The organism is Pseudomonas sp. R1-43-08, from assembly GCF_003852255.1.
GTDB lineage: Bacteria > Pseudomonadota > Gammaproteobacteria > Pseudomonadales > Pseudomonadaceae > Aquipseudomonas.
The window spans coordinates 5,141,662-5,163,847 of sequence record NZ_CP027734.1; the positions used below are offsets into that span (position 1 = coordinate 5,141,662).

The 22,186-nt window shown below is 61.4% G+C and carries 19 protein-coding genes; 6 read left to right on the plus strand and 13 right to left on the minus strand.

Going from position 1 to position 22,186, the window contains the following annotated elements; genetic code table 11:
* Positions 1-75: 75 nt before the first annotated feature.
* The 6 genes from C4J87_RS23685 to C4J87_RS23710 all read right to left on the minus strand — a co-directional run bounded on the left by C4J87_RS23685 (position 76) and on the right by C4J87_RS23710 (position 7,681).
* Positions 76-708, minus strand: a complete 633-nt coding sequence (locus C4J87_RS23685; RefSeq protein ID WP_124368608.1) for a sarcosine oxidase subunit gamma — start codon at positions 706-708, stop codon at positions 76-78.
* Positions 709-841: 133 nt separating this feature from the next.
* Positions 842-3,859, minus strand: a complete 3,018-nt coding sequence (locus C4J87_RS23690) for a sarcosine oxidase subunit alpha (RefSeq protein WP_124368609.1) — start codon at positions 3,857-3,859, stop codon at positions 842-844.
* Positions 3,856-4,158 carry a sarcosine oxidase subunit delta gene (locus tag C4J87_RS23695; protein ID WP_122487201.1) on the minus strand — a complete coding sequence of 101 codons (303 nt, stop codon included), beginning with the start codon at positions 4,156-4,158 and terminating at the stop codon, positions 3,856-3,858. Before C4J87_RS23695 ends, C4J87_RS23690 begins: the two co-directional genes overlap by 4 nt.
* A gap of 15 nt (positions 4,159-4,173) precedes the next feature.
* Complete coding sequence (locus C4J87_RS23700; protein ID WP_010207084.1) at positions 4,174-5,424, minus strand: sarcosine oxidase subunit beta; 1,251 nt, start codon at positions 5,422-5,424, stop codon at positions 4,174-4,176.
* Positions 5,425-5,446: 22 nt separating this feature from the next.
* Entirely contained in the window at positions 5,447-6,700 is a 1,254-nt protein-coding gene (glyA, locus tag C4J87_RS23705; protein WP_124368610.1) for a serine hydroxymethyltransferase, read from the minus strand.
* A 252-nt stretch (positions 6,701-6,952) separates the two neighbouring features.
* Complete coding sequence (locus tag C4J87_RS23710) at positions 6,953-7,681, minus strand: TraX family protein (RefSeq protein WP_124368611.1); 729 nt, start codon at positions 7,679-7,681, stop codon at positions 6,953-6,955.
* Positions 7,682-7,771: 90 nt separating this feature from the next.
* On the opposite strand from C4J87_RS23710, the gene C4J87_RS23715 reads away from it, so the two are divergent.
* The 3 genes from C4J87_RS23715 (at position 7,772) to C4J87_RS23725 (ending at position 9,823) form a co-directional block, all read left to right on the plus strand.
* The gene (locus C4J87_RS23715; protein WP_057723604.1) at positions 7,772-8,812 is read left to right on the plus strand and encodes a low specificity L-threonine aldolase; all 1,041 of its coding nucleotides are present in this window, start codon (positions 7,772-7,774) and stop codon (positions 8,810-8,812) included.
* Between the two features lie 193 nt (positions 8,813-9,005).
* Positions 9,006-9,206, plus strand: coding sequence for a hypothetical protein (locus C4J87_RS23720; protein ID WP_124368612.1), 201 nt, complete (start codon positions 9,006-9,008; stop codon positions 9,204-9,206).
* 83 nt (positions 9,207-9,289) lie between these two features.
* Positions 9,290-9,823: a transposase gene (locus C4J87_RS23725; RefSeq protein ID WP_124368613.1), complete on the plus strand. Its 534-nt coding sequence runs from the start codon at positions 9,290-9,292 to the stop codon at positions 9,821-9,823.
* A 106-nt stretch (positions 9,824-9,929) separates the two neighbouring features.
* Here the strand turns inward: C4J87_RS23725 and gbcB are convergent, their stop codons facing one another.
* Positions 9,930-11,030 carry a glycine-betaine demethylase subunit GbcB gene (gene gbcB, locus C4J87_RS23730; protein ID WP_124364713.1) on the minus strand — a complete coding sequence of 367 codons (1,101 nt, stop codon included), beginning with the start codon at positions 11,028-11,030 and terminating at the stop codon, positions 9,930-9,932.
* A 284-nt stretch (positions 11,031-11,314) separates the two neighbouring features.
* On the opposite strand from gbcB, the gene gbcA reads away from it, so the two are divergent.
* Positions 11,315-12,610 carry a glycine-betaine demethylase subunit GbcA gene (gbcA, locus tag C4J87_RS23735; RefSeq protein ID WP_124368614.1) on the plus strand — a complete coding sequence of 432 codons (1,296 nt, stop codon included), beginning with the start codon at positions 11,315-11,317 and terminating at the stop codon, positions 12,608-12,610.
* A 627-nt stretch (positions 12,611-13,237) separates the two neighbouring features.
* On the opposite strand, the gene C4J87_RS23740 is transcribed toward gbcA, so the two are convergent.
* The 6 genes from C4J87_RS23740 to C4J87_RS23765 form a co-directional block, all read right to left on the minus strand.
* Entirely contained in the window at positions 13,238-14,008 is a 771-nt protein-coding gene (locus C4J87_RS23740; protein WP_124368615.1) for an electron transfer flavoprotein subunit beta, read from the minus strand.
* A gap of 10 nt (positions 14,009-14,018) precedes the next feature.
* Positions 14,019-15,239, minus strand: coding sequence for an electron transfer flavoprotein subunit alpha/FixB family protein (locus C4J87_RS23745; RefSeq protein WP_124368616.1), 1,221 nt, complete (start codon positions 15,237-15,239; stop codon positions 14,019-14,021).
* A complete protein-coding gene (gene dgcB / locus C4J87_RS23750) occupies positions 15,239-17,182 on the minus strand; it encodes a dimethylglycine demethylation protein DgcB (RefSeq protein ID WP_124368617.1) in 1,944 nt (647 codons plus the stop codon). Before dgcB ends, C4J87_RS23745 begins: the two co-directional genes overlap by 1 nt.
* Positions 17,183-17,354: 172 nt before the next feature.
* On the minus strand, positions 17,355-19,415 hold the full coding sequence (dgcA, locus tag C4J87_RS23755) for a dimethylglycine demethylation protein DgcA (protein ID WP_124368618.1): 2,061 nt from the start codon (positions 19,413-19,415) through the stop codon (positions 17,355-17,357).
* Positions 19,416-19,430: 15 nt separating this feature from the next.
* Entirely contained in the window at positions 19,431-19,961 is a 531-nt protein-coding gene (locus tag C4J87_RS23760; protein ID WP_124368619.1) for a DUF5943 domain-containing protein, read from the minus strand.
* Between the two features lie 51 nt (positions 19,962-20,012).
* Entirely contained in the window at positions 20,013-20,990 is a 978-nt protein-coding gene (locus C4J87_RS23765; RefSeq protein WP_005792153.1) for a dipeptidase, read from the minus strand.
* Positions 20,991-21,208: 218 nt separating this feature from the next.
* Here C4J87_RS23765 and C4J87_RS23770 point away from each other — a divergent pair, with 218 nt between their 5' ends.
* Both C4J87_RS23770 and C4J87_RS23775 read left to right on the plus strand, forming a co-directional pair.
* The gene (locus C4J87_RS23770) at positions 21,209-21,610 is read left to right on the plus strand and encodes a lysozyme inhibitor LprI family protein (protein WP_124364720.1); all 402 of its coding nucleotides are present in this window, start codon (positions 21,209-21,211) and stop codon (positions 21,608-21,610) included.
* Between the two features lie 40 nt (positions 21,611-21,650).
* Positions 21,651-22,067: a DUF3010 family protein gene (locus tag C4J87_RS23775; protein ID WP_124368620.1), complete on the plus strand. Its 417-nt coding sequence runs from the start codon at positions 21,651-21,653 to the stop codon at positions 22,065-22,067.
* The last annotated feature ends 119 nt before the right edge of the window (positions 22,068-22,186 follow it).

The window sequence follows — 22,186 nt, forward strand, 5'->3', positions numbered from 1 at the left end:
GCCATGGACGCTCTGCGTCCGCTCTTGGGACGCGGAGCGTCCCGGGATGCGTTCCCACGCGGAGCGTGGGAACGATCAGGCTTGAACGCTCAGGCCAAACTCGGCCGAGGCGTCCTGCAGCCACAACCACCAGTAATCCGAGAAGCTGCGACGGATCAGCAGTTCCCAGGTGTCTTCTGCGGTATGACGGATCACCAGTTGCGACTTGGCGAACACCGTGCCCACTGCCTTGCCCACCGGGAAGTTGTTGGGGTGCACGTCGTAGCTGGTGGATTTCATCAGCACATCGCGCACGTTCGGGCCGCTGAGTTCGAGAATTTGCTGGCCGCCGCTGACGTTGACGATCTGGATATGCAGGTCGCCCAACGCCGCGCGCAGGTTTTGTTCGGCAGCGAACTCTTCGCCGCCTGGCACGATCAACAGCCACTCGTCCGGGCCGAGCCATTGCAGGCTGGTTTCACCGTTGACGATGACCCGCAGAGCGCCAGGCAGTTCGATGCCCAGGGCCTTGTGCACGCCGCTGGCGAACGCGGCATCGTGGCCGTCGCCGCGGAGGGTCAGGTGGCCCAGAAGTTTCTTTTCACGCACGGTCACGCCGGCATTCTTGCGGCCCTTGCCGACCAGGCTGGCGAGGTCGGCATGGTGCAGCGACGACTCGGCCTTGGCACCGGTGGTGGGGCGTTGTTGGTATACGTTGGCTGCTGTCATAAAGCACCTTGTCTTAAATTGATCGTTCCCACGCTCTGCGTGGGAATGCCGCCATGAACGCTCTGCGTCCGCTCCAGGGGCGCGGAGCGTCCCGGGGATGCATTCCCACGCCGAGCGTGGGAACGATCAGGTATCAGATGTTCTGCCGCTCACCTTTCGGATCAAAGAACACCGAAGACACAATCTCCGCCTCGATCACGCTGCCATCGGCCTGGGGCGAAAACACCCGTTCGCCGATGCGCTTCAAGCCGCCCTTCACCACGCCCATGGCAAACGAATAGCCCAGGGAGTTGTGCGCATAACTTGAGGTGACGTGGCCGACCATCTTCATCGGGATCGTCTGTTTCGGATCGAACACCAACTGCGCGCCTTCCGGCAGCCACACGTTCGGATCAATCGGCTTGAGCCCGACCAGTTGCTTGCGCTCTTCACGCACGCAGTCTTCGCGGTTCATTCCGCGCCAGCCGATCCACGAAAACGGTTTGGTACGGCCTACGCACCAGCCCATGTTCAGGTCGTCCGGGGTCATCGAGCCGTCGGTGTCCTGGCCGACGATGATGAAGCCCTTCTCGGCGCGCAGTACGTGCATGGTTTCGGTGCCGTACGGCGTCAGGTTGTACTTTTTGCCGGCCTCGACGATCTGTTCCAGCACGCCCATGGCGTAGTCGGCCTGCACGTTGACTTCATACGACAGCTCGCCGGTAAACGAGATACGGAACACCCGCGCCGGTACGCCGCCCACCAGGCCTTCTTTCCAGGTCATGAACGGAAAGCCGTCCTTGTCCAGGTCGATGTCGGTGACTTCACTCAGCAGCTTGCGGCTGTTGGGGCCAGACAGGGTCATGGTCGCCCAATGGTCGGTGACCGAGGTGAAGTACACCTTGAGGTCCGGCCATTCGGTCTGTTGGTAGATTTCCAGCCACTGCAGAACACGCGCGGCACCGCCGGTGGTAGTGGTCATCAGGAAGTGGTTGTCGGCCAGACAGGCGGTGACGCCGTCGTCGAAGACCATGCCATCTTCCTTGCACATCAGGCCGTAGCGCGCCTTGCCCACGTCGAGCTTGGTCCAGGCGTTGCTGTAGATACGGTTGAGGAACTCACGGGCATCCGGGCCCTGGATATCGATCTTGCCGAGGGTGGACGCATCCAGCAGGCCGACGCTGTCGCGCACGGCCAGGCATTCGCGTTTGACCGCAGCGTGCAGGTCTTCGCCGTTGCGCGGGAAATACCACGGGCGTTTCCACTGGCCGACGTCTTCAAATTCGGCGCCGTTCTTCACGTGCCAGGCTTGCAGCGCGGTGTAGCGCACCGGTTCGAAGATGTGCCCACAGTGACGGCCCGCTATCGCACCGAATGTCACGGGTGTGTAGTTGGGACGGAACATGGTGGTGCCCATCTGCGGGATGGTCACGTTCAGCGAGCGCGCGGCAATGGCCAGGCCGTTGACGTTACCCAGCTTGCCCTGGTCGGTACCGAAGCCCAGCGCGGTGTAGCGCTTGACGTGCTCGACCGATTCGAAACCTTCGCGGGTAGCCAGTTCGATGGCGGCGGCGGTCACGTCGTTCTGCAGGTCGACGAATTGCTTCGGCGCCCGTGCGGTAACTTTTTCGTGCGGTACCTGGAACAGCGCCAGGGTCGGCTCTTCCAGACGGCTCAAGGCTTTCGGCAACACGCCTTCAACCGGGGCGAACCCGGCTTCGCTGGCCGCACGTACGCCGCCCTCGAACCCATCGGCCAGGGAATCGCCCAGGCCGTAGACGCCGTTGATACCGCCGACGCACACGCGTTTCTGCGGCGCTTCGCCCGGCACGAAACCGAGGATGTCTTCGCGCCAGGTCGGCTTGCCGCCCAGGTGCGAGGCCAAGTGGACCACCGGGCTGTAGCCGCCGGAGCTGGCCACCAGGTCGCAGTCCAGCCACTCGCCGGGGCTGGTGACTTTATGTGCCTTAACATCGATCGCAGCCACTCGCGCAGCGCTCACGCGCTTGGTGCCACGCGCTTCGACTACGGCGCTGCCGGTGAGGATACGAATGCCCTTGGCGCGGGCTTCTTCAACCAGCGCGCCGCGTGGGTTGTGGCGTACATCGGCCACCGCGACCACTTGCAGGCCCGCATCGAGCCAGTCCAGCGCCACGCGGTAGGCGTGGTCGTTGTTGGTCGACAGCACCAGCTTTTTGCCCGGTGCCACGCCGTAGCGGCGCACGTAAGTAGAGACGGCTCCGGCGAGCATGTTGCCCGGCACGTCGTTGTTGCCGTACACCAGCGGACGCTCGCAGGCACCGGTGGCCAGCACCACGCGCTTGGCACGCACGCGGTGGATACGCTGGCGCACCACGCCAATCGGCGCGCGGTCGCCAAGGTGGTCGGTGAGGCGCTCGTGAATGGTCAGGAAGTTATGGTCGTGGTAGCCGTTGACGGTGGCGCGGGGCAGCAGCACCACGTCCGGCAGGGCTTTCAACTCGGCAATCACGCTGGCAACCCATTCGGTCGCCGGCTTGCCGTCAAGGCTTTCGCGCGAATCCAGCAGCGAACCACCGAACTCTTCCTGTTCATCGGCAAGGATCACCCGCGCACCGCTGCGCGCAGCCGCCAGTGCAGCGGCGAGGCCAGCCGGGCCCGCGCCGACCACCAGCACATCGCAGTGACGGTTAAAGTTGTCGTAGGTGTCCGGATCGTTCTCGGTCGGCGAACGGCCAAGACCGGCCGCCTTACGGATGTACTTCTCGTAGGTCATCCAGAACGATTGCGGGTACATGAAGGTTTTGTAATAGAAACCCGGCGGCATCAGCTTGCCGCCGACCTTGCCGAGGATGCCCATCATGTCGTTGTTGACACTCGGCCAGCCGTTGGTGCTGGTGGCAACCAAGCCTTGGTACAGCGCTTGTTGCGTGGCGCGCACGTTGGGAATCTGGGTGGCTTCGGTGGCGCCGATCTGCAGCACCGCGTTCGGCTCTTCGGCGCCGGCGGCGAAGATGCCGCGAGGGCGCGAGTACTTGAAGCTGCGGCCGATGATGTCGACGCCGTTGGCCAGCAGTGCAGCGGCCAGAGTGTCGCCTTCAAAGCCCTTGTAGCTCTGCCCGTTGAAGGTAAAGGTGAGGACTTTGTTACGGTCGATCCGGCCACCGTTGGACAGGCGATTGATCTGGCTCATACCTTCTCTCCAGCGGCCTTGGCGGTGAATTGCGGCTTCTCGCCGATCTTGTAGGTTTCAAGAATTTCGTAAGTCAGGGTGTCGCGCGTCGCGTTGAAGTACTGGCGGCAACCGGCGGCGTGAATCCACAGTTCGTGGTGCAGGCCACGGGGGTTGTCGCGAAAGAACATGTAGTCGCCCCACTCCGCGTCGGTGCAGGCATTCGGGTCCAGCGGGCGCGGGATGTGCGCTTGGCCGGACGCGTGGAATTCCTCTTCGGAGCGCAGTTCGCCACAGTGAGGACAGAAGATATGCAACATAGGAAATTTCTCCTGTTAGTGGGCGACGGCCGCAGCGCCGTGTTCGTCGATCAGCGCACCGTTGTGGAAACGGTCGATGGAGAATGGCGCGGCCAACGGATGCATTTCACCCTTGGCCAGGCTCGCGGCAAACACGTTGCCTGAGCCCGGCGTAGCCTTGAAGCCACCGGTACCCCACCCGCAGTTGAAGAACATGTTCGGCACCGGGGTCTTGGAGATGATCGGGCAGGCGTCCGGCGTGGTGTCGACGATGCCGCCCCACTGGCGGTTCATGCGCACCCGGGACAATACCGGGAACATCTCGACGATGGCCTGGATGGTGTGTTCGATCACCGGGTACGAACCACGCTGGCCGTAGCCGTTGTAGCCGTCGATACCGGCGCCGATCACCAGGTCGCCCTTGTCGGACTGGCTGATGTAGCCGTGCACGGCGTTGGACATGATCACGCTGTCGATAATCGGCTTGATCGGCTCCGACACCAACGCTTGCAGCGGGTGGGACTCGATCGGCAAACGGAACCCGGCGAGTGACGCCATGTGCCCGGAGTTACCCGCCGTGACCACACCGACGCGCTTGGCGCCGATAAAGCCCTTGTTGGTTTCCACGCCGATGCACACGCCGTTTTCCTTGCGAAAGCCGATCACCTCGGTCTGCTGGATCAAGTCCACACCGAGAGCGTCAGCGGCGCGGGCAAAACCCCAGGCCACGGCATCGTGGCGGGCCACGCCGCCGCGACGTTGCACGGTGGCGCCGAGGACCGGGTAGCGGGTGTTCTTGGAGCAGTCGAGGTAAGGAATCTCGTCGGCAACCTGCTTGGCGTTGAGCAGCTCGCCATCCACGCCGTTGAGGCGGTTGGCGCTGACGCGACGCTCGGAATCGCGGATGTCCTGCAGGGTGTGGCACAGGTTGTACACGCCGCGCTGGGAGAACATCACGTTGTAGTTCAGGTCCTGGGACAAACCTTCCCAGAGTTTCATCGCGTGTTCGTACAGGTGCGCCGACTCATCCCACAGGTAGTTGGAACGCACGATGGTGGTGTTGCGCGCCGTGTTGCCGCCACCCAGCCAGCCTTTCTCGACCACGGCCACGTTGGTGATGCCGTGCTCTTTGGCCAGGTAGTAAGCGGTCGCCAGACCATGCCCGCCGCCGCCGACGATGACCACGTCGTAGACCTTTTTCGGGGTCGGCGTGCGCCACATCTTCTGCCAGTTTTCGTGATGGCTGAGGGAGTGCTTGAAGAGGCCGAAGCCTGAGTAGCGTTGCATAGTCATTACTCCAAAACCGCGCTCAGCGATAAACCGGGAAATCAGCGCACAGGGCAGACACGTGCTTGGCCACGTTGGCCTCGACATCGGCGTCGCCGAGGTTGTCGAGGATGTCGCAGATCCAGCCGGCCAGTTCGATGCACTGCGGCACTTTGAAGCCACGGGTGGTCACCGCCGGGGTGCCGATGCGCAGGCCCGAGGTCACGAACGGCGACTGCGGGTCATTCGGCACAGCGTTCTTGTTGACGGTAATGTGGGCGCGGCCGAGGGCCGCGTCCGCGTCTTTGCCGGTGAGGCCCTGACGGATCAGACTGACCAGGAACAAGTGGTTGTCGGTGCCACCGGAGACCACATCGTAGCCGCGCTTGATGAACACTTCGGCCATGGCCTGGGCATTGTCGATCACCTGTTGCTGATACGCCTTGAAGCCGGGCTCTGCCGCTTCCTTGAAGCACACCGCCTTGCCGGCGATCACATGCATCAGCGGGCCGCCCTGGGCGCCAGGGAAGACGGCCGCGTTGAGTTTCTTTTCGATGGCTTCGTTGGCCTTGGCCAGGATCAGGCCACCGCGTGGACCGCGCAGGGTCTTGTGGGTGGTGGTGGTGACCACGTCCGCGTAGGGCAGCGGGTTCGGGTACAGACCGGCGGCCACCAGCCCGGCGACGTGGGCCATGTCGACGAACAGCAGCGCACCTACCTTGTCGGCGATCGCACGGAAGCGGGGGAAATCCAGGGTCTTGGAGTAGGCAGAGAAACCGGCCACGACCATTTTCGGCTGGTGCTCCACGGCCAGGCGCTCGACTTCGTCGTAGTCGATCAGGCCGGTATCGGTGTTGATGCCGTACTGCACCGCGTTGTACAGCTTGCCCGAGGACGACACTTTGGCGCCGTGGGTCAGGTGGCCGCCGTGGGCCAGGCTCATGCCGAGGATAGTGTCGCCGGCATTGATCAGCGCCAGGTACACCGCACTGTTGGCGGACGAGCCGGAGTGCGGCTGCACGTTGGCGTAATCGGCGCCGAACAGCTGCTTGGCGCGCTCAATGGCCAGGGCCTCGACCTTGTCCACATGCTCGCAGCCACCGTAGTAGCGCTTGCCCGGGTAGCCTTCGGCGTATTTGTTGGTGAGGCCGCTGCCTTGAGCTTCCATCACGCGCTTGCTGGTGTAGTTCTCCGACGCGATCAGCTCGATATGATCTTCCTGACGCTGCTCCTCGGCATTCATCGCCGCCAGCAGTGCGTCGTCATATCCCTGGATCTGGTCTTGTTTGCTGAACATCGCGTCTCTCCCAGCCTTTCGTATTGTTGAGGCCCGTGCAGGGCCCTTTGATGCGATGGTAGGGCTGGCGCGTGCAGGTCAAATGCCTGCGCACGCCACGCAAAGGTGCGTTTACGACATTGCTCAAACAACACAGAAATAAATGTGGGAGGGGGCTTGCTCCCGATAGCGGTGCATCAGTTTGCACATAGGCTGGCTGACACACCGCAATCGGGGGCAAGTCGAATCGTCGCACCGCCCCTCCCACAAGGGTTAAGCGATGATCTGGCGGATGAGTAGTAGCAGGAGGAAATGCGCGGGGTACAGAGCGTACGCCCAGCGACGCATGGCTGGCGGGGAGGCGCTTTTGGCATGTCGCAACAAGACCAATCCGGCCAATGGCGCGATCAGGCACGCGGCCAACCCGATCAGCGCAACGATCGAGCCGCTGTTGAGCAAAATCTGCCATTGGTTGGCGGCTACGCAAACCAAACCCGGTAACACGCTGAAATACCATGGCCGGCTGAATACCAGCAGCATCGCCAGTGGCAGCAATACACCAAAAAAACCGAACATCAGTTGCGTGGAAAAGACAGCGCCTGCTGCGAGCGCCAGCAGCGCCAATCCTCGATCAACAAGGGCTTTGTGCTGCCATCCCCTGGCAACCAGCACGCCCAGTGCCAGGGTCGGCAGCACATTCAATGTATCGGCATCCTCGATGAACAGCCGATAGGGCACTTCGCTGATCACACTGAACAACAGCAGCCAGCCCAGGTAGCGCCACTGGCCGCTCATCGGCGCCTTGCGCGCGCGATGCAGGTTCGCCGCGATCGCCAGGCAAAACCACGGGAACGCCAGGCGCCCCGGCACGTACAGCCCATCCAGACTCAACCCCACATAGCGCAGGTGGTCCAGCACCATGCTCAGCAGTGCCAGCCACTTGAGCAGATCCAAAGCGCCATCGCGGATACGTCCGACAGGAATCGTTTCAGTACCGTGCATAATTCCCCAACGACTTTGCATTTACAGTGCGTGCGCCCCCCTCCCAATCTTGGTTAAAGTGCGCACCAACATCGACCACAGGAATGGGCCATGACCGACAAGAGCCAACAATTCGCCAGCGACAACTATTCCGGCATCTGCCCGGAAGCCTGGGCCGCCATGGAACAAGCCAACCAGGGCCATCAACGCGCCTACGGTGATGATGAATGGACCCACCGCGCCGCCGACGGTTTCCGCAATCTGTTCGAAACCGACTGCGAAGTGTTCTTCGCCTTCAACGGTACCGCCGCCAACTCCCTGGCGCTGTCTTCGCTGTGCCAGAGCTACCATAGCGTGATTTGCTCGGAAACCGCCCACGTCGAGACCGACGAATGCGGCGCGCCGGAGTTTTTCTCCAACGGCTCCAAGCTGCTCACCGCCCGCACCGAAAACGGCAAGCTGACCCCGGAATCAATCCGCGAAATCGCCCTCAAGCGCCAGGATATCCACTACCCGAAACCGCGCGTCGTCACGCTGACCCAGGCCACCGAGGTCGGCAGCGTCTACACCCCAGAGGAAATCCGCGCCATCAGCGCCACCTGCAAGGAGCTGGGCCTGAACCTGCACATGGATGGCGCACGCTTCTCCAACGCCTGCGCCTTCCTCGGCTGCTCGCCGGCCGATCTGACCTGGAAGGCCGGTGTAGACGTGCTGTGCTTTGGCGGCACCAAGAACGGCATGGCGGTGGGTGAAGCCATCCTGTTCTTCAACCACAAGCTGGCCGAAGACTTCGACTACCGCTGCAAACAGGCCGGCCAACTGGCGTCGAAGATGCGCTTTTTGTCGGCACCGTGGGTGGGCCTGCTGGAAAACGACGCCTGGCTCAAGCATGCGCGCCACGCCAACCACTGCGCGCAACTGCTCAGCAGCCTGGTGGCGGATATTCCTGGCGTTGAGCTGATGTTCCCGGTGCAAGCCAACGGCGTGTTCCTGCAACTCTCGGAACCGGCCATCGCAGCGTTGACCGCCAAGGGCTGGCGTTTCTACACCTTTATCGGCAAAGGCGGCGCACGCTTCATGTGTGCGTGGGATACCGAGGAAGAGCGTGTAAGAGAATTGGCGGCCGATATCAGGGAAGTGATGAACGCTTGAAGTAGAAATCAGCCCAGCCCGTGCTGGCCGATTGCCGAGTCTGTTTTTTGATATTTCTGACAGCAGCGCAATGTGATTTCGTTGTCTAGCCTCTTGGAACCCGGAAGGAAAACGCAGCGATACCTGCCACCTTTCGGGTCTCTTACCTGCCGAATGATCGGCCGGAAATACCTATCCAATGGAGAGCTTAATCATGGAATATCAAAACAACATCAATACCCTGCAAAGCAACGGCACCGACAGCACCACCGTCATCGACTGGGACGAGTTCAGGAAGCACGCAAAAGTCGGCGATACCATCCGCGAGCCATCCAGAACGCTCAGGATCTATGACAAAGTCTACGAAATGACAGCATCAGGCCAACACTTCGTCATCCACATCTACGCCCAGTAACCCCCTGATCGTTCCCACGCTCTGCGTGGGAATGCCTCCGCCCTTGGACGCTCCGCGTCCCACCCCAACTCAAGGATGAGCACGTGGGTAGAAGCCGCTACGTCATCACCGAGCCCGAAAAGCCGCACTTTCTAACCTGTACGGTCATGGAGTGGCTGCCACTCTTCACCCGCAGTTACTTGGTGGACCATCTTTTAGATTGCTGGCGATATCAACAAACTAACCATGCGTTAAACCTGTTTGGCTCCGTCGTGCTGGAAAACCACCTGCACTTCGTTGCCCAAGCGCCCGACTTGGGAAAATGCGTCAGCCAATTCAAATCCTTCACTGCCCGCACCATCATCGACGACCTGCAGAGCAAAGGTGCGGAGCGCGTGTTACAGCGCCTGCGTTTCAGCAAACGTGCGCACAAGGCAGATCGTGTTTATCAACTCTGGCAGGAAGGCTCCCATGCAGAACTGGTCTACAGCGAGGCCGTCATGCGTCAGAAGCTTGATTACATCCATCACAACCCCGTGAAACGAGGCTATGTGGACCGCGCAGAACACTGGCGGTACTCCAGCGCTCGCAACTATGCAGGGATGGAAGGGCTGATCAACATCCAGCCTTGGTTCTAAAGAGAGGCGGGACGCGGAGCGTCCCAGGAGGCGTTCCCACGCAGAGCGTGGGAACGATCAAGTGTGGTCAAGATCGTTCCCACGCTCCGCGTCACCAGCGCTCGGGTCAGAACTCGATGCGCACATCGCCCTTCGGCACACTGCAGCATGACAGGATGTAACCCTCGGCTTCGTCCTCTTCGGTAATCCCGCCGTTGTGCTCCATCTCCACCTCGCCGCCCAGCTTCATCACCTTGCATGTGCCGCAGATACCCATGCCGCACGCTTTCGGGATCAACAGGCCAAGCTTGGCCGCCGCCGCATGCACGGTTTCGCCCGGCGCCACGCGGATGCTCTTGCCGGACGCAATGAATTCCACCTGATGCAGGTCCGCCAGGTCGACTTCAGGGGCATCAGCGGCTTGTTCGGCCTGCTCCACCGCGTCGGCCCGTGCTTCCGGCGGCGTCGCGCCGAAGGATTCTTCGTGATAGCGCGTCATGTCGAAACCGGCGGCTTCCAGCAGGCGTTTTACCGCGCTCATGTACGGCGTCGGGCCGCAGCAGAACACTTCGCGCTCGAGGAAGTCCGGCACCATCAGTTCCAGCATCTTGTGGTTCAGATAGCCGCGGTACCCGGCCCAGGGTTCTCCAAGACCGTGCTTCTCACAAATCAGGTGCAGGCTGAAATTATCGATCCGCGACGCCATGTGTTCCAGTTCGCGGTGGTAGATGATGTCTTTCGGCGAGCGGGCGCTGTGCACGAAGACCATGTCGACATTGGCGTTGGTGTCGTAAAACCAGCGCGCCATGGACATCACCGGGGTGATACCGACGCCGCCGCTCAGGTACAACACTTTCGGATTGGTGTAGTCGATCGCGTTGAACAGCCCCACCGGCCCGTGCACCGCCAGCTCCTGGCCTTCATGCAGCGTGTCGTGCAGCCAGTTGGAAACTTTGCCGCCCGGTACGCGCTTGATGGTCACCGAAAAGCTGTAGGGCACCGAGGGCGAACTGGAAATGGTGTAGGAGCGCATGATCGGCTGGCCTTCGATTTCCAGCTCCAGGGTGACGAACTGCCCGGGCTTGAAAAAGAACAGGATCGGCTGGTCGGCCATAAAGCAGAAGGTGCGCACGTCCCAGGTTTCCTGGATGACTTTGACGCAACGGACGATGTGCCGACCATTGGCCCAGGTCTGGGTGGTTACCGGATTCAGGAAGCTGTTGGACATACTGTTCTCCACCGCCGAGGCTCGGCCTTATGGTGGCGATTCTGCGTAACGCGAGAATCCGCCATTTACCTATCTGCGACATTCACATACTTACCGCGACCAGCCCCCAAAGACAGGGGGTTGCGCGTCGGGATCAGATTGGGCCATGTCGCCCATGGATAAGGTTCGACGCAACGCCGGGCCCACACTCGCTCCCAACGAAAGACACTTTCTTTACGCCTAGCACAGCACCAACCGTAGCCACTATTCGCCGGCCACACAGAATGGCCATGAGGACATACACGATGGACGTCACCGCAACCTTAAGCTTGGGCGATCCGCTGGAACCCGCACGCAAGGCCACCGCGCAGATGCTGCAAGAGCGCGAGCGCACCTTTTCGCTGCCACAGCCGTTTTACTCTGATGAGCGACTGTTCGATATCGACATGCAGGAGATCTTCCAGAAAGAGTGGTTGATTGCCGGCATGACCTGCGAAATCCCCACCAAGGGCAACTACCTGACCCTGCAAGTGGGCAAGAACCCGATCATCGTGATCCGTGGCGCCGACGGTGTGGTGCACGCCTTCCACAACGTATGCCGCCACCGTGGCTCGCGCTTGTGCACCAGCGAAAAGGGCAAGGTCGCCAAGCTCGTTTGCCACTACCACCAGTGGACCTACGAGCTGGACGGTCGCCTGTTGTTCGCCGGCACCGAGATGGGTGCTGACTTCGACATGAAGCAGTACGGCCTCAAACCGGTGAACGTGAAGACCGCCGGCGGCTACATTTTCATCAGCCTGGCCGAAAACCCACCGGCCATCGATGACTTCCTGTCGACCCTGAACCATTACATGGAACCGTACGACATGGAGAACACCAAGGTGGCGATCCAGACCACCTTGTTTGAAAAAGCCAACTGGAAGCTGGTGCTGGAAAACAACCGCGAGTGCTACCACTGCAACGCCTCGCACCCGGAACTGCTGAAAACCTTGCTGGAATGGGACGACGTCACCGACCCGCGCGCCGACCAGGCGTTCAAGGACCACGTGGCTGCTTCCGCCGCCGCCTGGGATGCCGAGAAGATTCCTTATGCCCACGCCAGTTTTGGCCTGCGCAACCGTATCGTGCGCATGCCACTGCTCAAGGGCACCGTGTCGATGACCCTGGACGGCAAGCAGGGCTGCGCAAAACTGATGGGCCGGATCAAGAACCCCGACCTGGGCTCGATGCGCATCCTGCACCTGCCCCACTCGTGGAACCACTGCATGGGCGATCACATCATCGTGTTCACTGTGTGGCCGATCAGTGCCCAGGAAACCATGGTCACCACCAAGTGGATTGTGCACAAGGACGCGGTGGAAGGCGTGGACTACGACGTGGAGCGCATGCGCCAAGTGTGGGACGCCACCAACGACCAGGACCGTCGCCTGGCCGAAGAGAACCAGCGCGGGATCAACTCCACCGCCTACCAGCCAGGCCCGTACTCCAAGACCTATGAGTTCGGCGTGGTGAATTTTGTCGATTGGTACAGCGAACGCATGCTGAACAACCTCGGTGCCGCGCCCGCGCCCTACCTCAAAGGCGTTGCCGCCCACGAATAACTGACACACCGTGGATCAAAATGTGGGAGGGGGCTTGCTCCCCGATAGCGGAGTATCAGCCAATGCATGTGCAAGCTGATCCATCCCTATCGGGAGCAAGCCCCCTCCCACACTTGTACCAGGCGCTGAACAATATTTGATCAACTCTCGCGCGGACCGCTAAAAGCCTGCCCTACAGCCTTCGCCCAACAACTTATCCACAAAGACACCCACAGCAATTGTGGGCAACTGTCTTTTTCTCTGGAAATAAATCAAGAAAATCCGTGACTTATTTATAGACAGGGGTTTTATCCCGCTTTGATCATTTTTTGATCTAAAGCCTGTAAGCCACGTTACTCAAGGGCTACAGAGGAACGCGAACACCTTATCCACAGAAGCACCAACAGACTTTGGGGGCAACTTTGCTCACGCTGTGGAAAACCGCGTCAAACCTGCATATATCGGGGGATTCAGCACTTTCAGGACTGTAAAAACAACCTTTGATCAGATTTTGAGCAGTTCGAGGATAGCCTTTGTTTATAAGGCCTGTAACCGACAGCGAACATCTTATCCACAGGCGGATCAACAGCGATTGTGGGTAAACCACAGGTCCAATGTGGGAGGGGGCAAGCCCCCTCCCACAGGGGTTCAGCGTACGACGCCTTCTTCTATGAGCAATTTGAGTATGGCTTGCGCGCCCTCTTCAGGGCTCACGCCCTTGAGCACCTGCCCACCGCCCCCGCTGGCCTTGGCCGTTGCTGCCTTCATCCGGTCGGCGCCACTCTTGGCCTTGATCACCTTGAGGCGCTTGGGTCGCGGCTTGGCCGGCTGCAGCAGCGCGTCTGTGAATAACTCATCCTGTTCGATCTCGACTTCGTGGGCGGCAAGCTCGCCACGTTGCGCCGGGCCGTACGCACTCTGCCGAGGCTTGGGCGCGGCGTTATCCACAGTGGCGAGAAAAGGCAGGCGTACCTTCAGGCGCCGCCGCTGGCCACGGGGCAAGGCTTGCAGCACGTGGGCCACGCCGCTTTCGATGGACTCCACCTGGGCCAGGCCGACAATCAGCGGCCAACCCAGTTGTTCGGCCAGCAGGAACGGCAGCATGCCCGACCCCTCGCCGGTTTCCGCCTGGCTGCCGGTGAGCACCACCTGGGCACCGGCGTCGCGTAGATAGTCACTCAACACCGGCAACGCATCGGCGCCCGCCGGCTGTTCCAGTACTTGCAGTTGCGGCAGGCCCATGCCCAGGTAGCTGCGCAAGGTCGGCTCGCTGATGTCGCCCGCGTGCAGTACCTGCAACTTATCCCCAGCCATCTGCAGCCCCAGCTCGACCGCACGCGCATCTTGATCGGCACGGCGCGGGCGCCCGGAAGTGGGGTGGGCGCCGACGGATACCAGGCTGATTACATTGGTTGTCATGGTCATATCCCTAGGCTGCATCGCGCTTGGCGCCGTTGCGGTAGGCCTCGACCGCAGCGATCAAGGCTTGCAGAATCGCGGCGCTTTCGCCGATCACCGACAGGTCGGCACGCTTGATCATGTCGCAACCCGGGTCGAGGTTGATCGCCACCACCTTGTCGCAGGCACCGATGCCTTGCAGGTGCTGGATCGCCCCGGAAATGCCCACGGCCACGTACACCCGTGCCGTGACCCAGGTGCCGCTGGCACCGACCTGGCGATCACGCGCCATATAGCCATCGTCCACCGCCACCCGCGACGCACCCTCGGTGGCGCCCAAAGCGGCGGCGGTCTGGTGGAACAGCGCCCAGTCCTTCACGCCGTTGCCGCCAGAGAAAATGAATTCCGCTTCGGCCATGGGAATCGCCGCCGGGTCTACCGCCACTGCGCCGAGGTCTTCAATACGTGGCAGGCTGCGCGTCAAGGTTGTGGATAACTCCACGGGCAAGACTTCATGGCGCGTCTCGCTGACCGGATCAGCACATTCAGCGGCCGCGAGGATCAGGCGCGGCAATGGCCGGGCCAGATCTTCCTGGCCCGCACCGGCGCGGCCGATGCACGCCTGGCCTTTGATCTGCCACACCCGCGTGGCCGGGCGCTCCTTGAGGCTGGCGGCAAAACGCCGACCCAGCTCGCCGCCGCCGCTGCGGCTGTCCGGCAGCAACCAGTGACGCGGGTTGAACTGGTTATCCACAGCCCGCAGGCCCTGGACGCGCTGCTCCGGTGAATAACCGTCGAACTCGTGACCGTCCAGCACCAGCAGGCGGTCCACACCCGCTGTAGCAAACGCGCTTTCCTTGTGTTCACCAAACACCACCGCCAGTACCGCGCCGTCACTGCCGGCCAGTTGCCGCGCCAGGCCGAGCAGGTCGCGGTCGTGACTGCTCAAGCGGCCGCCGACCATGTCCGGTACCACGTTGATGTAGAACGCCGGCGTCGGCACCTGGTGCTGCGGCAACAGCACCTCGACCGCCGCCGTACGCTTGGCCGCACCGCCCTGCTGGGCGCCGCTGCGGTCGATGCGCTTGATCCCGTTGGGACCGATAAAACCAACACCATGCACGTTCTTGCGGATCACACCGTTGGGCCCCATCCAGCTCTGTTGCACGGGCTGCATCGCCGCGTGCAAAGGATGAAGACGGTTACGGGCGATCCATTCGGCACGGGGATCGCGGCGGATAATGTCGCTCATCAATGCACCTCCGCAGGTTCACGCTTGTTGGGCGCCTTGGCCGGTGCCGCATCTTCAAGCAAGGCGTCGGCCACCAATTCGGCAATGTCTTTGATCAACGGGCGCGGTTCGACCACGCCTTCAAGCATCGCCGTGCACTGCGGGCAACCCACAGCTACCAGTTCGGCGCCGGTCTCGCGGATGTCGTCCATGCGCATGTCGGGGATGCGTTGCTTGCCGGGGATGTCGGTGATCGGCGCGCCGCCACCGCCGCCGCAGCAGCGTGAACGAAAGCCCGAGCGTTGCATCTCCCTGACCTCGATACCCAGGGCCCGCAGCACTTGGCGCGGCGCCTCGTATTCGCCGTTGTAGCGGCCCAGGTAGCAGGGGTCGTGATAGGTCACGCTGTTGCCTTTGTGCTGGCCCAGGTTCAACGCGCCCTCGCCGATCAGCTCGGCCATGAAGGTGCTGTGGTGCTGCACCAGATAGTTGCCGTTGAAGGCGCCGTACTCGTTTTTCAGCACATGAAAACTGTGCGGATCGCAGGTGACGATGCGTTTAAAGCTGTACTTGGCCAGGGTCTGGATATTGCGCGAAGCCAGCAACTGAAAGGTCGCTTCATCGCCCAGGCGCCGCGCCACGTCGCCGCTGTCGCGTTCTTCCAGGCCAAGCACAGCGAAGTCGACCCTGGCCGCCTTGAGCACTTTGACGAACGCGCGCAGGGTGCGTTGGTTGCGCATGTCGAAGGCACCGTCGCCGACCCAGAACAGCACGTCGGCACTGCCTTTCTCGCTGAGCAGCGGCAGGTTCAAATCCGCCGCCCAATTCAGCCGGCCGCCGGGTGCGAAACCGCCAGGGTTGTCGGTGGCGATCAGGTTTTCCAGGACTTCGGCGCCTTTGTTCGGCGTAGCGCCCTTTTCCAGGGTGAGGTAGCGGCGCATGTCGACGATGGCGTCCACGTGCTCGATCATCATCGGGCACTCTTCCACGCAGGCGCGGCAGGTGGTGCAGGACCACAGGGTCTCGGCGTCCACCAGGCCGTTGACGATCGGCTGGTGCGGGTTGCCGCTGTGTTCGCCTATCGGTTTACCTGGATAGGGGCTGCCGGCGAATTTGGCATCGGTGCCGCCGGCCAGGCCGACCACCATGTCCTGGATGAGTTTTTTCGGGTTCAGCGGCTGGCCGGCGGCAAACGCTGGGCAGGCGGCTTCGCACTTGCCGCACTGCACGCAGGCGTCGAAACCGAGCAATTGGTTCCAGGTAAAATCCTTGGGTTTTTCCACGCCCAACGGCGCGGTCTTGTCACTGAGGTCCAGCGGTTTCAAACCGGTGGAACGGCCACCGCCGAAGCGCTCGGCGCGGCGGTGCCAGGCCAGGTGCAAGGCACCGGCGAAGGCGTGCTTCATCGGGCCGCCCCAGGTCATGCCGAAGAACATTTCAGACACGCCCCACAACACGCCCACGCTCAACAACGCGGCCAGCAGCCAGCCGCCGAAGTCAGCGGGCAAGATGCCGGCCACCGGCAGCGTCACCAGGAAAAAGCTGACCGAGAACGCCATCAGGCTTTTCGGCAAGCGCATCCACGGGCCCTTCGACAGGCGCGCGGGCGGATTGCGCCGACGCAGGTACATGAAGATGGCGCCGACAAACATCAAGGTCGAGGCCAAAAGCAGCGCGTAGCCGAGGATGCGGTTGTGCAGGCCGAAACCGTGCACAAGGATCGCCAGCAGCGCCGACAGCACAAAGCCCAGCGCAGTAGCGACGTGGGTATTGGCGATGTATTTGTCGCGGGCGACCACGTGGTGCAGGTCGACCATGTAGCGCTTGGGCATGGCCAAAAGGCCACCGAGCAGGTCGACCTTGGAGGCGCGGCCACGGCGCCACATGTTCACACGGCGCAGAGCGCCGAGGACGGCAAGGCCCAGGGCGGCAAACAAAAGAATAGGCAGCAAGGTGTTCAACATGGTGAAGCTCCCACAGACCACACAGGTCTACTGTGAAACTGGCCTTGAAATGTGGGAGGGGGCTTGCTCCCGATGGCGGAGTGTCAGTTGATATAGCTGTAGCTGACCCACCGCTATCGGGAGCAAGCCCCCTCCCACATTCGGACCGAGTCCACTTTGGCTCGGTGTCGGCTTAGAAATCCTTGCACAAGCGCAGGGCGTCATAGATGGCAGCGTGGGTATTGCGCTGGGCCACACAGTCACCGATGCGGAACAACAAGTACCCCTCACCCGCTTCGCTCAGGCACGGCTGTGGCTTGATCGCGAACAGGGCTTCGACGTCAATCTGGCCCTTGTTGCGCGAACCTTCCTTGAGCCCGTAATAAATCGCCTCGTCCGGGCGCACGCCGTTCTCCACCACCACCTGGTCGACCACCCGCTCTTCCTTGGCCCCGGTGTATTCGTTCTCCAGCACCGCCACCAGCTTGTCGCCCTCGCGGTAGACCTTTTCCAGCATCATGTCGCCGGTCATGATCACTTCCTTGGGGTACATGCTGCGGTAGTAAGTCGGGAACGACGTACCGCCGATGGCCACGCCCGGCTTGATATCGTCAGTGACAATCTCGACCTGGCAGCCTTTGTCCGCAAGGAAATCCGCCACCGACATGCCGGTGAATTCGCAGATGGTGTCGTACACCAGCACGTTCTTGCCCGGTGCGACTTTGCCGTCGAGCACGTCCCAACTGCTCACCACCAGGCCTTCGGCAGCACCCCAGTGTTCGTTCTGTTCAATGAACGGATGCCCACCGACGGCCAGCACCACCACGTCCGGGCGCAGGTCGAGGATAGTTTCGGCATCCGCCGCCACGCCCAAGCGCAGATCGACTTTCAAACGTGCCAGCTCCAACTGGAACCAGCGGGTGATACCGGCAATCTGGTCACGCTGCGGCGCTTTCGATGCGGTGGTGATTTGCCCGCCGATAAATTCTTTCTTCTCCAGCAGGGTTACGTCGTGGCCACGTTCGGCGGCGACGCGCGCCGCTTCCATCCCCGCAGGGCCGGCACCGACCACCACGACTTTGCGTTTAGGCCCGGTGGACTTCTCGATAATGTGCGGCACGCCCATGTATTCACGGGAAGTCGCGGCGTTCTGGATGCACAGCACATCCAGGCCCTGGTACTGGCGATCGATGCAATAGTTGGCGCCGACGCACTGTTTGATCTGGTCGATCTGGCCCATCTTGATCTTGGCGATCAGGTGCGGGTCGGCAATATGGGCGCGGGTCATGCCGACCATGTCCACGTAGCCGCCTTCCAGAATGCGCGTGGCCTGGTTCGGGTCCTTGATGTTCTGCGCGTGCAGCACCGGAACCTTCACCACTTCCTTGATACCGGCCGCCAGGTGCAGGAACGGCTCCGGCGGGTAACTCATGTTCGGGATCACGTTGGCCAGGGTGTTGTGCGTATCGCACCCCGAGCCCACCACGCCGATGAAGTCGAGCATGCCGGTGTCGTCGTAATACTTGGCGATCTGCTTCATGTCCTCGTGGGACAGGCCGTCCGGGTGGAACTCGTCGCCGCACAGGCGCATGCCCACGCAGAAATCGTCACCGACTTCGGCGCGCACGGCCTTCAACACTTCCAGGCCGAACTTCATGCGGCCTTCGAAGGTGCCGCCCCATTCATCGGTGCGCTTGTTGACCCGCGGGCTCCAGAACTGGTCGATCATGTGCTGGTGCACGGCGGACAGTTCCACCCCGTCCAGGCCACCGGCCTTGGCGCGCTTGGCGGCGCTGGCATAGTTGCCGATCACGCGCCAGATCTCTTCCGGCTCGATGGTCTTGCAGGTGGCACGGTGCACCGGCTCACGCACGCCGGACGGCGACATCAGGGTCGGCCAGTTGAAGCCGTCCCAACGCGAGCGACGGCCCATGTGGGTAATCTGGATCATTATCTTGGCGCCATGCTTGTGCATGGCGTCGGCCAGGTTCTGGAAGTGCGGGATGATGCGGTCGGTGGACAGGTTCACCGAACTCCACCATTCCTGGGGGCTGTCGATGGCCACCACCGAGGAGCCGCCGCAGATCGCCAGGCCGATACCGCCCTTGGCCTTCTCTTCGTAGTACTTCACATAGCGGTCGGTGGTCATGCCGCCGTCGGTGGCATACACCTCGGCGTGGGCGGTACTGAGCACGCGGTTGCGGATGGTCAGTTTGCCGATCTGAATCGGTTGGAACATTGCTTCGAAAGCCATGGCACGGTCCTCGGCTTACAACGGCTTGACGGTGAACAAACCATCATCGTGGCCCTCTTCGGAGCCTCCGTAGACTTGTTCGGCCACAGTGCGCAGGGTGCTGCCACGCGCTTGAAGTATCTGGTCCATCGCGCCGGCAAACCAGCCGGTGAACATGTAGTCCACTTTGCGCCCGACCTTGCCGTACACGTAGACGAAGGCCGAATGTTCCAACTTGACGCTGGCGGTGCCTTTATCCAGGTCGATGTCCTGAATCTTGAACAGGCCCCAGCCGCGTTGCGACAGGCGCTTCATGTAGTGCTCGAACACCGCGACGCCTTCCAGGCCGTGGCACTCGGCTTCTTTTTCACACCAGTGCCAGGCGGACTTGTAGCCGGCCTTGTAGAGGATCTCGGCGTAGGCGTCGGCACCCAGCACTTCTTCGATGCCCATGTGGTTGTTGACGAAGAAATGGCGCGGCACGTACAGCATCGGCAGGGCGTCGGAGGTCCAGACACCGGTTTCGCTGTCGACTTCGATTGGCAATTGCGGGGCGATCTTGGCCATGGAAACTTAACTCCAGAAAAATTCGTAGTGGTGTTGCCGGTGGTGTCTGGCTTATTCGCCCCAGACGTCTTTCAAGACATTGACCCAGTTCTCGCCCATGATCTTGCGCACCACGCGTTCAGGATGGCCGCGCTTGAGCAGGGTCTCGGTGAGGTTGGGAAACTCGCCCACGGTGCGGATGCCCAGCGGGTTGATGATCTTGCCGAAGCTGGTCAGGCGGCGGGCGTAGCCTTTGTCATGGGTCAGCATTTCAAAGAAATCCTGGCCATGGCCCTGGGTGAAGTCGGTGCCGATGCCGATGGCGTCTTCGCCGACGATGTTCATGGTGTATTCGATGGCTTCGGCGTAATCGTCGATGGTCGAATCGATGCCCTTGGCCAGGAACGGCGCGAACATGGTCACGCCGACAAACCCGCCGTGGTCGGCGATGAACTTGAGTTCTTCATCGGATTTGTTGCGCGGGTGCTCCTTGAGGCCCGAGGGCAGGCAGTGGGAATAGCACACCGGCTTTTTCGATTCGAGGATGACTTCTTCGCTGGTCTTGGAACCGACGTGGGACAGGTCGCACATGATGCCGACGCGGTTCATCTCGGCGACAATCTCACGCCCGAAACCCGACAGGCCGCCGTCGCGCTCGTAGCAGCCGGTGCCCACCAGGTTCTGGGTGTTGTAGCACATCTGCACCACACCGACGCCGAGCTGCTTGAAGATCTCGACATAGCCGAGCTGGTCTTCAAATGCGTGGGCATTCTGGAAGCCGAAGATGATGCCGGTCTTGCCCTGCTCCTTGGCGCGACGGATATCGGCGGTGGTTTTCACCGGGATCACCAGGTCGCTGTTTTCGCGGATCAGGGTCTGGCTGGCGACGATGTTATTGATCGTGGCCTGGAAGCCTTCCCACACCGACACCGTGCAGTTGGCAGCCGTCAGGCCACCTTTGCGCATGTCTTCGAACAGGTCGCGGTTCCACTTGGCAATAATCAGACCATCGATAACGATGCTGTCGGCGTGCAACTCGGCTGGGCTCATCAGGCGTCCCCTTATTGGCGATTCATGCGCCGAATCGTCTGCCGGCGCTTTGGGGCCAGCATATGCCCAGGGGCCGACGGAGCCGGGTGCAAAAACGACAGGGGAATTGCCGAAAGCGTCAATCCGCGACAAAGCCTGTGTAGACATGCCTGACTGGCGGCTGTTCTTTGTCTTACGCTTGAGCCAGAATTCCGCATCACCTGATATGAGACGGCGCAATGAAATCGATTTTCCTGGCTTTGGCACTCATCGCAACCGGCGTCCACGCCGCCGAAGACACCGACAGCACGCCGTGCGACGGCATCGAGAACGACCAGCAAACCCTGGAATGCGCCACCTACAACAAAACCACCGCCGAGCAATTGTTGAAAGACAACTATCAGGGCCTGCTGGAGCGCATGGGTTCCACCTACGGCAGCGACAAGACCAAGCTCGCCGACATTACCGCTCGTCTGAAGGATGCCCAGCAGAAGTGGGAAAAACTACGCGATGCCGATTGCGCGGTGGACACCTTCCCGGCAGCGACCGGGACCAAGGCGTATGCGATTGCGCTGAATGATTGCCTGGCGCGGATGAGTGACGAGCGGTCGGAGTTTTTGGAGTCGATTGGGCAGGAATAAGCGACAATCCTGCGACTTTCCTTCTGAACCAGGGCTTTTCATGACTATCTGCGGCATCGAAATCAAAGGCAGCGAAGCCATCATCGCCGTCGCTTCCCTGGACAACCAGGCGCTGACCCACGTCGCCCTGGCCACCAAGAAAATCGCCCTTGAAGACGACGACGAAGCCGCTAACGTCAAAGCCTTCGCCGCCCAGGTGAAGGCGTTCGTGCAGGCAAACGCCATCACCCGGATCGCGATCAAGAAGCGCAGCAAGAAAGGCGAATTCGCCGGTGGCCCGACCACGTTCAAGATTGAAGGGGTGTTTCAGTTGCTGGAGGGGGTGGAGGTGACCTTGCTGTCGCCGCAGACCATTAACGCGCAGAACAAGAAGCACACCTTTGAACTGCCGGCGACGCTGAGCAAGTATCAGCATGAGGCCTACAAAACAGCGTGTTCAGCCCTGCTGAAAAAATAAGCCACACCAAAATCTACTGTGGGAGGGGGCTTGCCCCCGATGGCGGTGTGTCAGTCACCTATGTGCTGCTGACCGACCGCTATCGGGGGCAAGCCCCCTCCCACATTTGGCCGCTTTTA

Bases quoted from the DNA above. Each gene is read 5' to 3' on its own strand.
- C4J87_RS23685 (WP_124368608.1), bottom strand. From the start codon at position 708: ATGACAGCAGCCAACGTATACCAACAACGCCCCACCACCGGTGCCAAG.
- C4J87_RS23765 (WP_005792153.1), bottom strand. From the start codon at position 20,990: ATGAGCCCAGCCGAGTTGCACGCCGACAGCATCGTTATCGATGGTCTG.
- C4J87_RS23740 (WP_124368615.1), bottom strand. From the start codon at position 14,008: ATGACAACCAATGTAATCAGCCTGGTATCCGTCGGCGCCCACCCCACT.
- glyA (WP_124368610.1), bottom strand. From the start codon at position 6,700: ATGTTCAGCAAACAAGACCAGATCCAGGGATATGACGACGCACTGCTG.
- C4J87_RS23745 (WP_124368616.1), bottom strand. From the start codon at position 15,239: ATGAGCGACATTATCCGCCGCGATCCCCGTGCCGAATGGATCGCCCGT.
- C4J87_RS23700 (WP_010207084.1), bottom strand. From the start codon at position 5,424: ATGCAACGCTACTCAGGCTTCGGCCTCTTCAAGCACTCCCTCAGCCAT.
- C4J87_RS23710 (WP_124368611.1), bottom strand. From the start codon at position 7,681: ATGCACGGTACTGAAACGATTCCTGTCGGACGTATCCGCGATGGCGCT.
- dgcB (WP_124368617.1), bottom strand. From the start codon at position 17,182: ATGTTGAACACCTTGCTGCCTATTCTTTTGTTTGCCGCCCTGGGCCTT.
- dgcA (WP_124368618.1), bottom strand. From the start codon at position 19,415: ATGGCTTTCGAAGCAATGTTCCAACCGATTCAGATCGGCAAACTGACC.
- C4J87_RS23695 (WP_122487201.1), bottom strand. From the start codon at position 4,158: ATGTTGCATATCTTCTGTCCTCACTGTGGCGAACTGCGCTCCGAAGAG.
- C4J87_RS23715 (WP_057723604.1), top strand. From the start codon at position 7,772: ATGACCGACAAGAGCCAACAATTCGCCAGCGACAACTATTCCGGCATC.
- gbcA (WP_124368614.1), top strand. From the start codon at position 11,315: ATGGACGTCACCGCAACCTTAAGCTTGGGCGATCCGCTGGAACCCGCA.
- C4J87_RS23690 (WP_124368609.1), bottom strand. From the start codon at position 3,859: ATGAGCCAGATCAATCGCCTGTCCAACGGTGGCCGGATCGACCGTAAC.
- C4J87_RS23775 (WP_124368620.1), top strand. From the start codon at position 21,651: ATGACTATCTGCGGCATCGAAATCAAAGGCAGCGAAGCCATCATCGCC.
- C4J87_RS23760 (WP_124368619.1), bottom strand. From the start codon at position 19,961: ATGGCCAAGATCGCCCCGCAATTGCCAATCGAAGTCGACAGCGAAACC.
- C4J87_RS23770 (WP_124364720.1), top strand. From the start codon at position 21,209: ATGAAATCGATTTTCCTGGCTTTGGCACTCATCGCAACCGGCGTCCAC.
- C4J87_RS23720 (WP_124368612.1), top strand. From the start codon at position 9,006: ATGGAATATCAAAACAACATCAATACCCTGCAAAGCAACGGCACCGAC.
- gbcB (WP_124364713.1), bottom strand. From the start codon at position 11,030: ATGTCCAACAGCTTCCTGAATCCGGTAACCACCCAGACCTGGGCCAAT.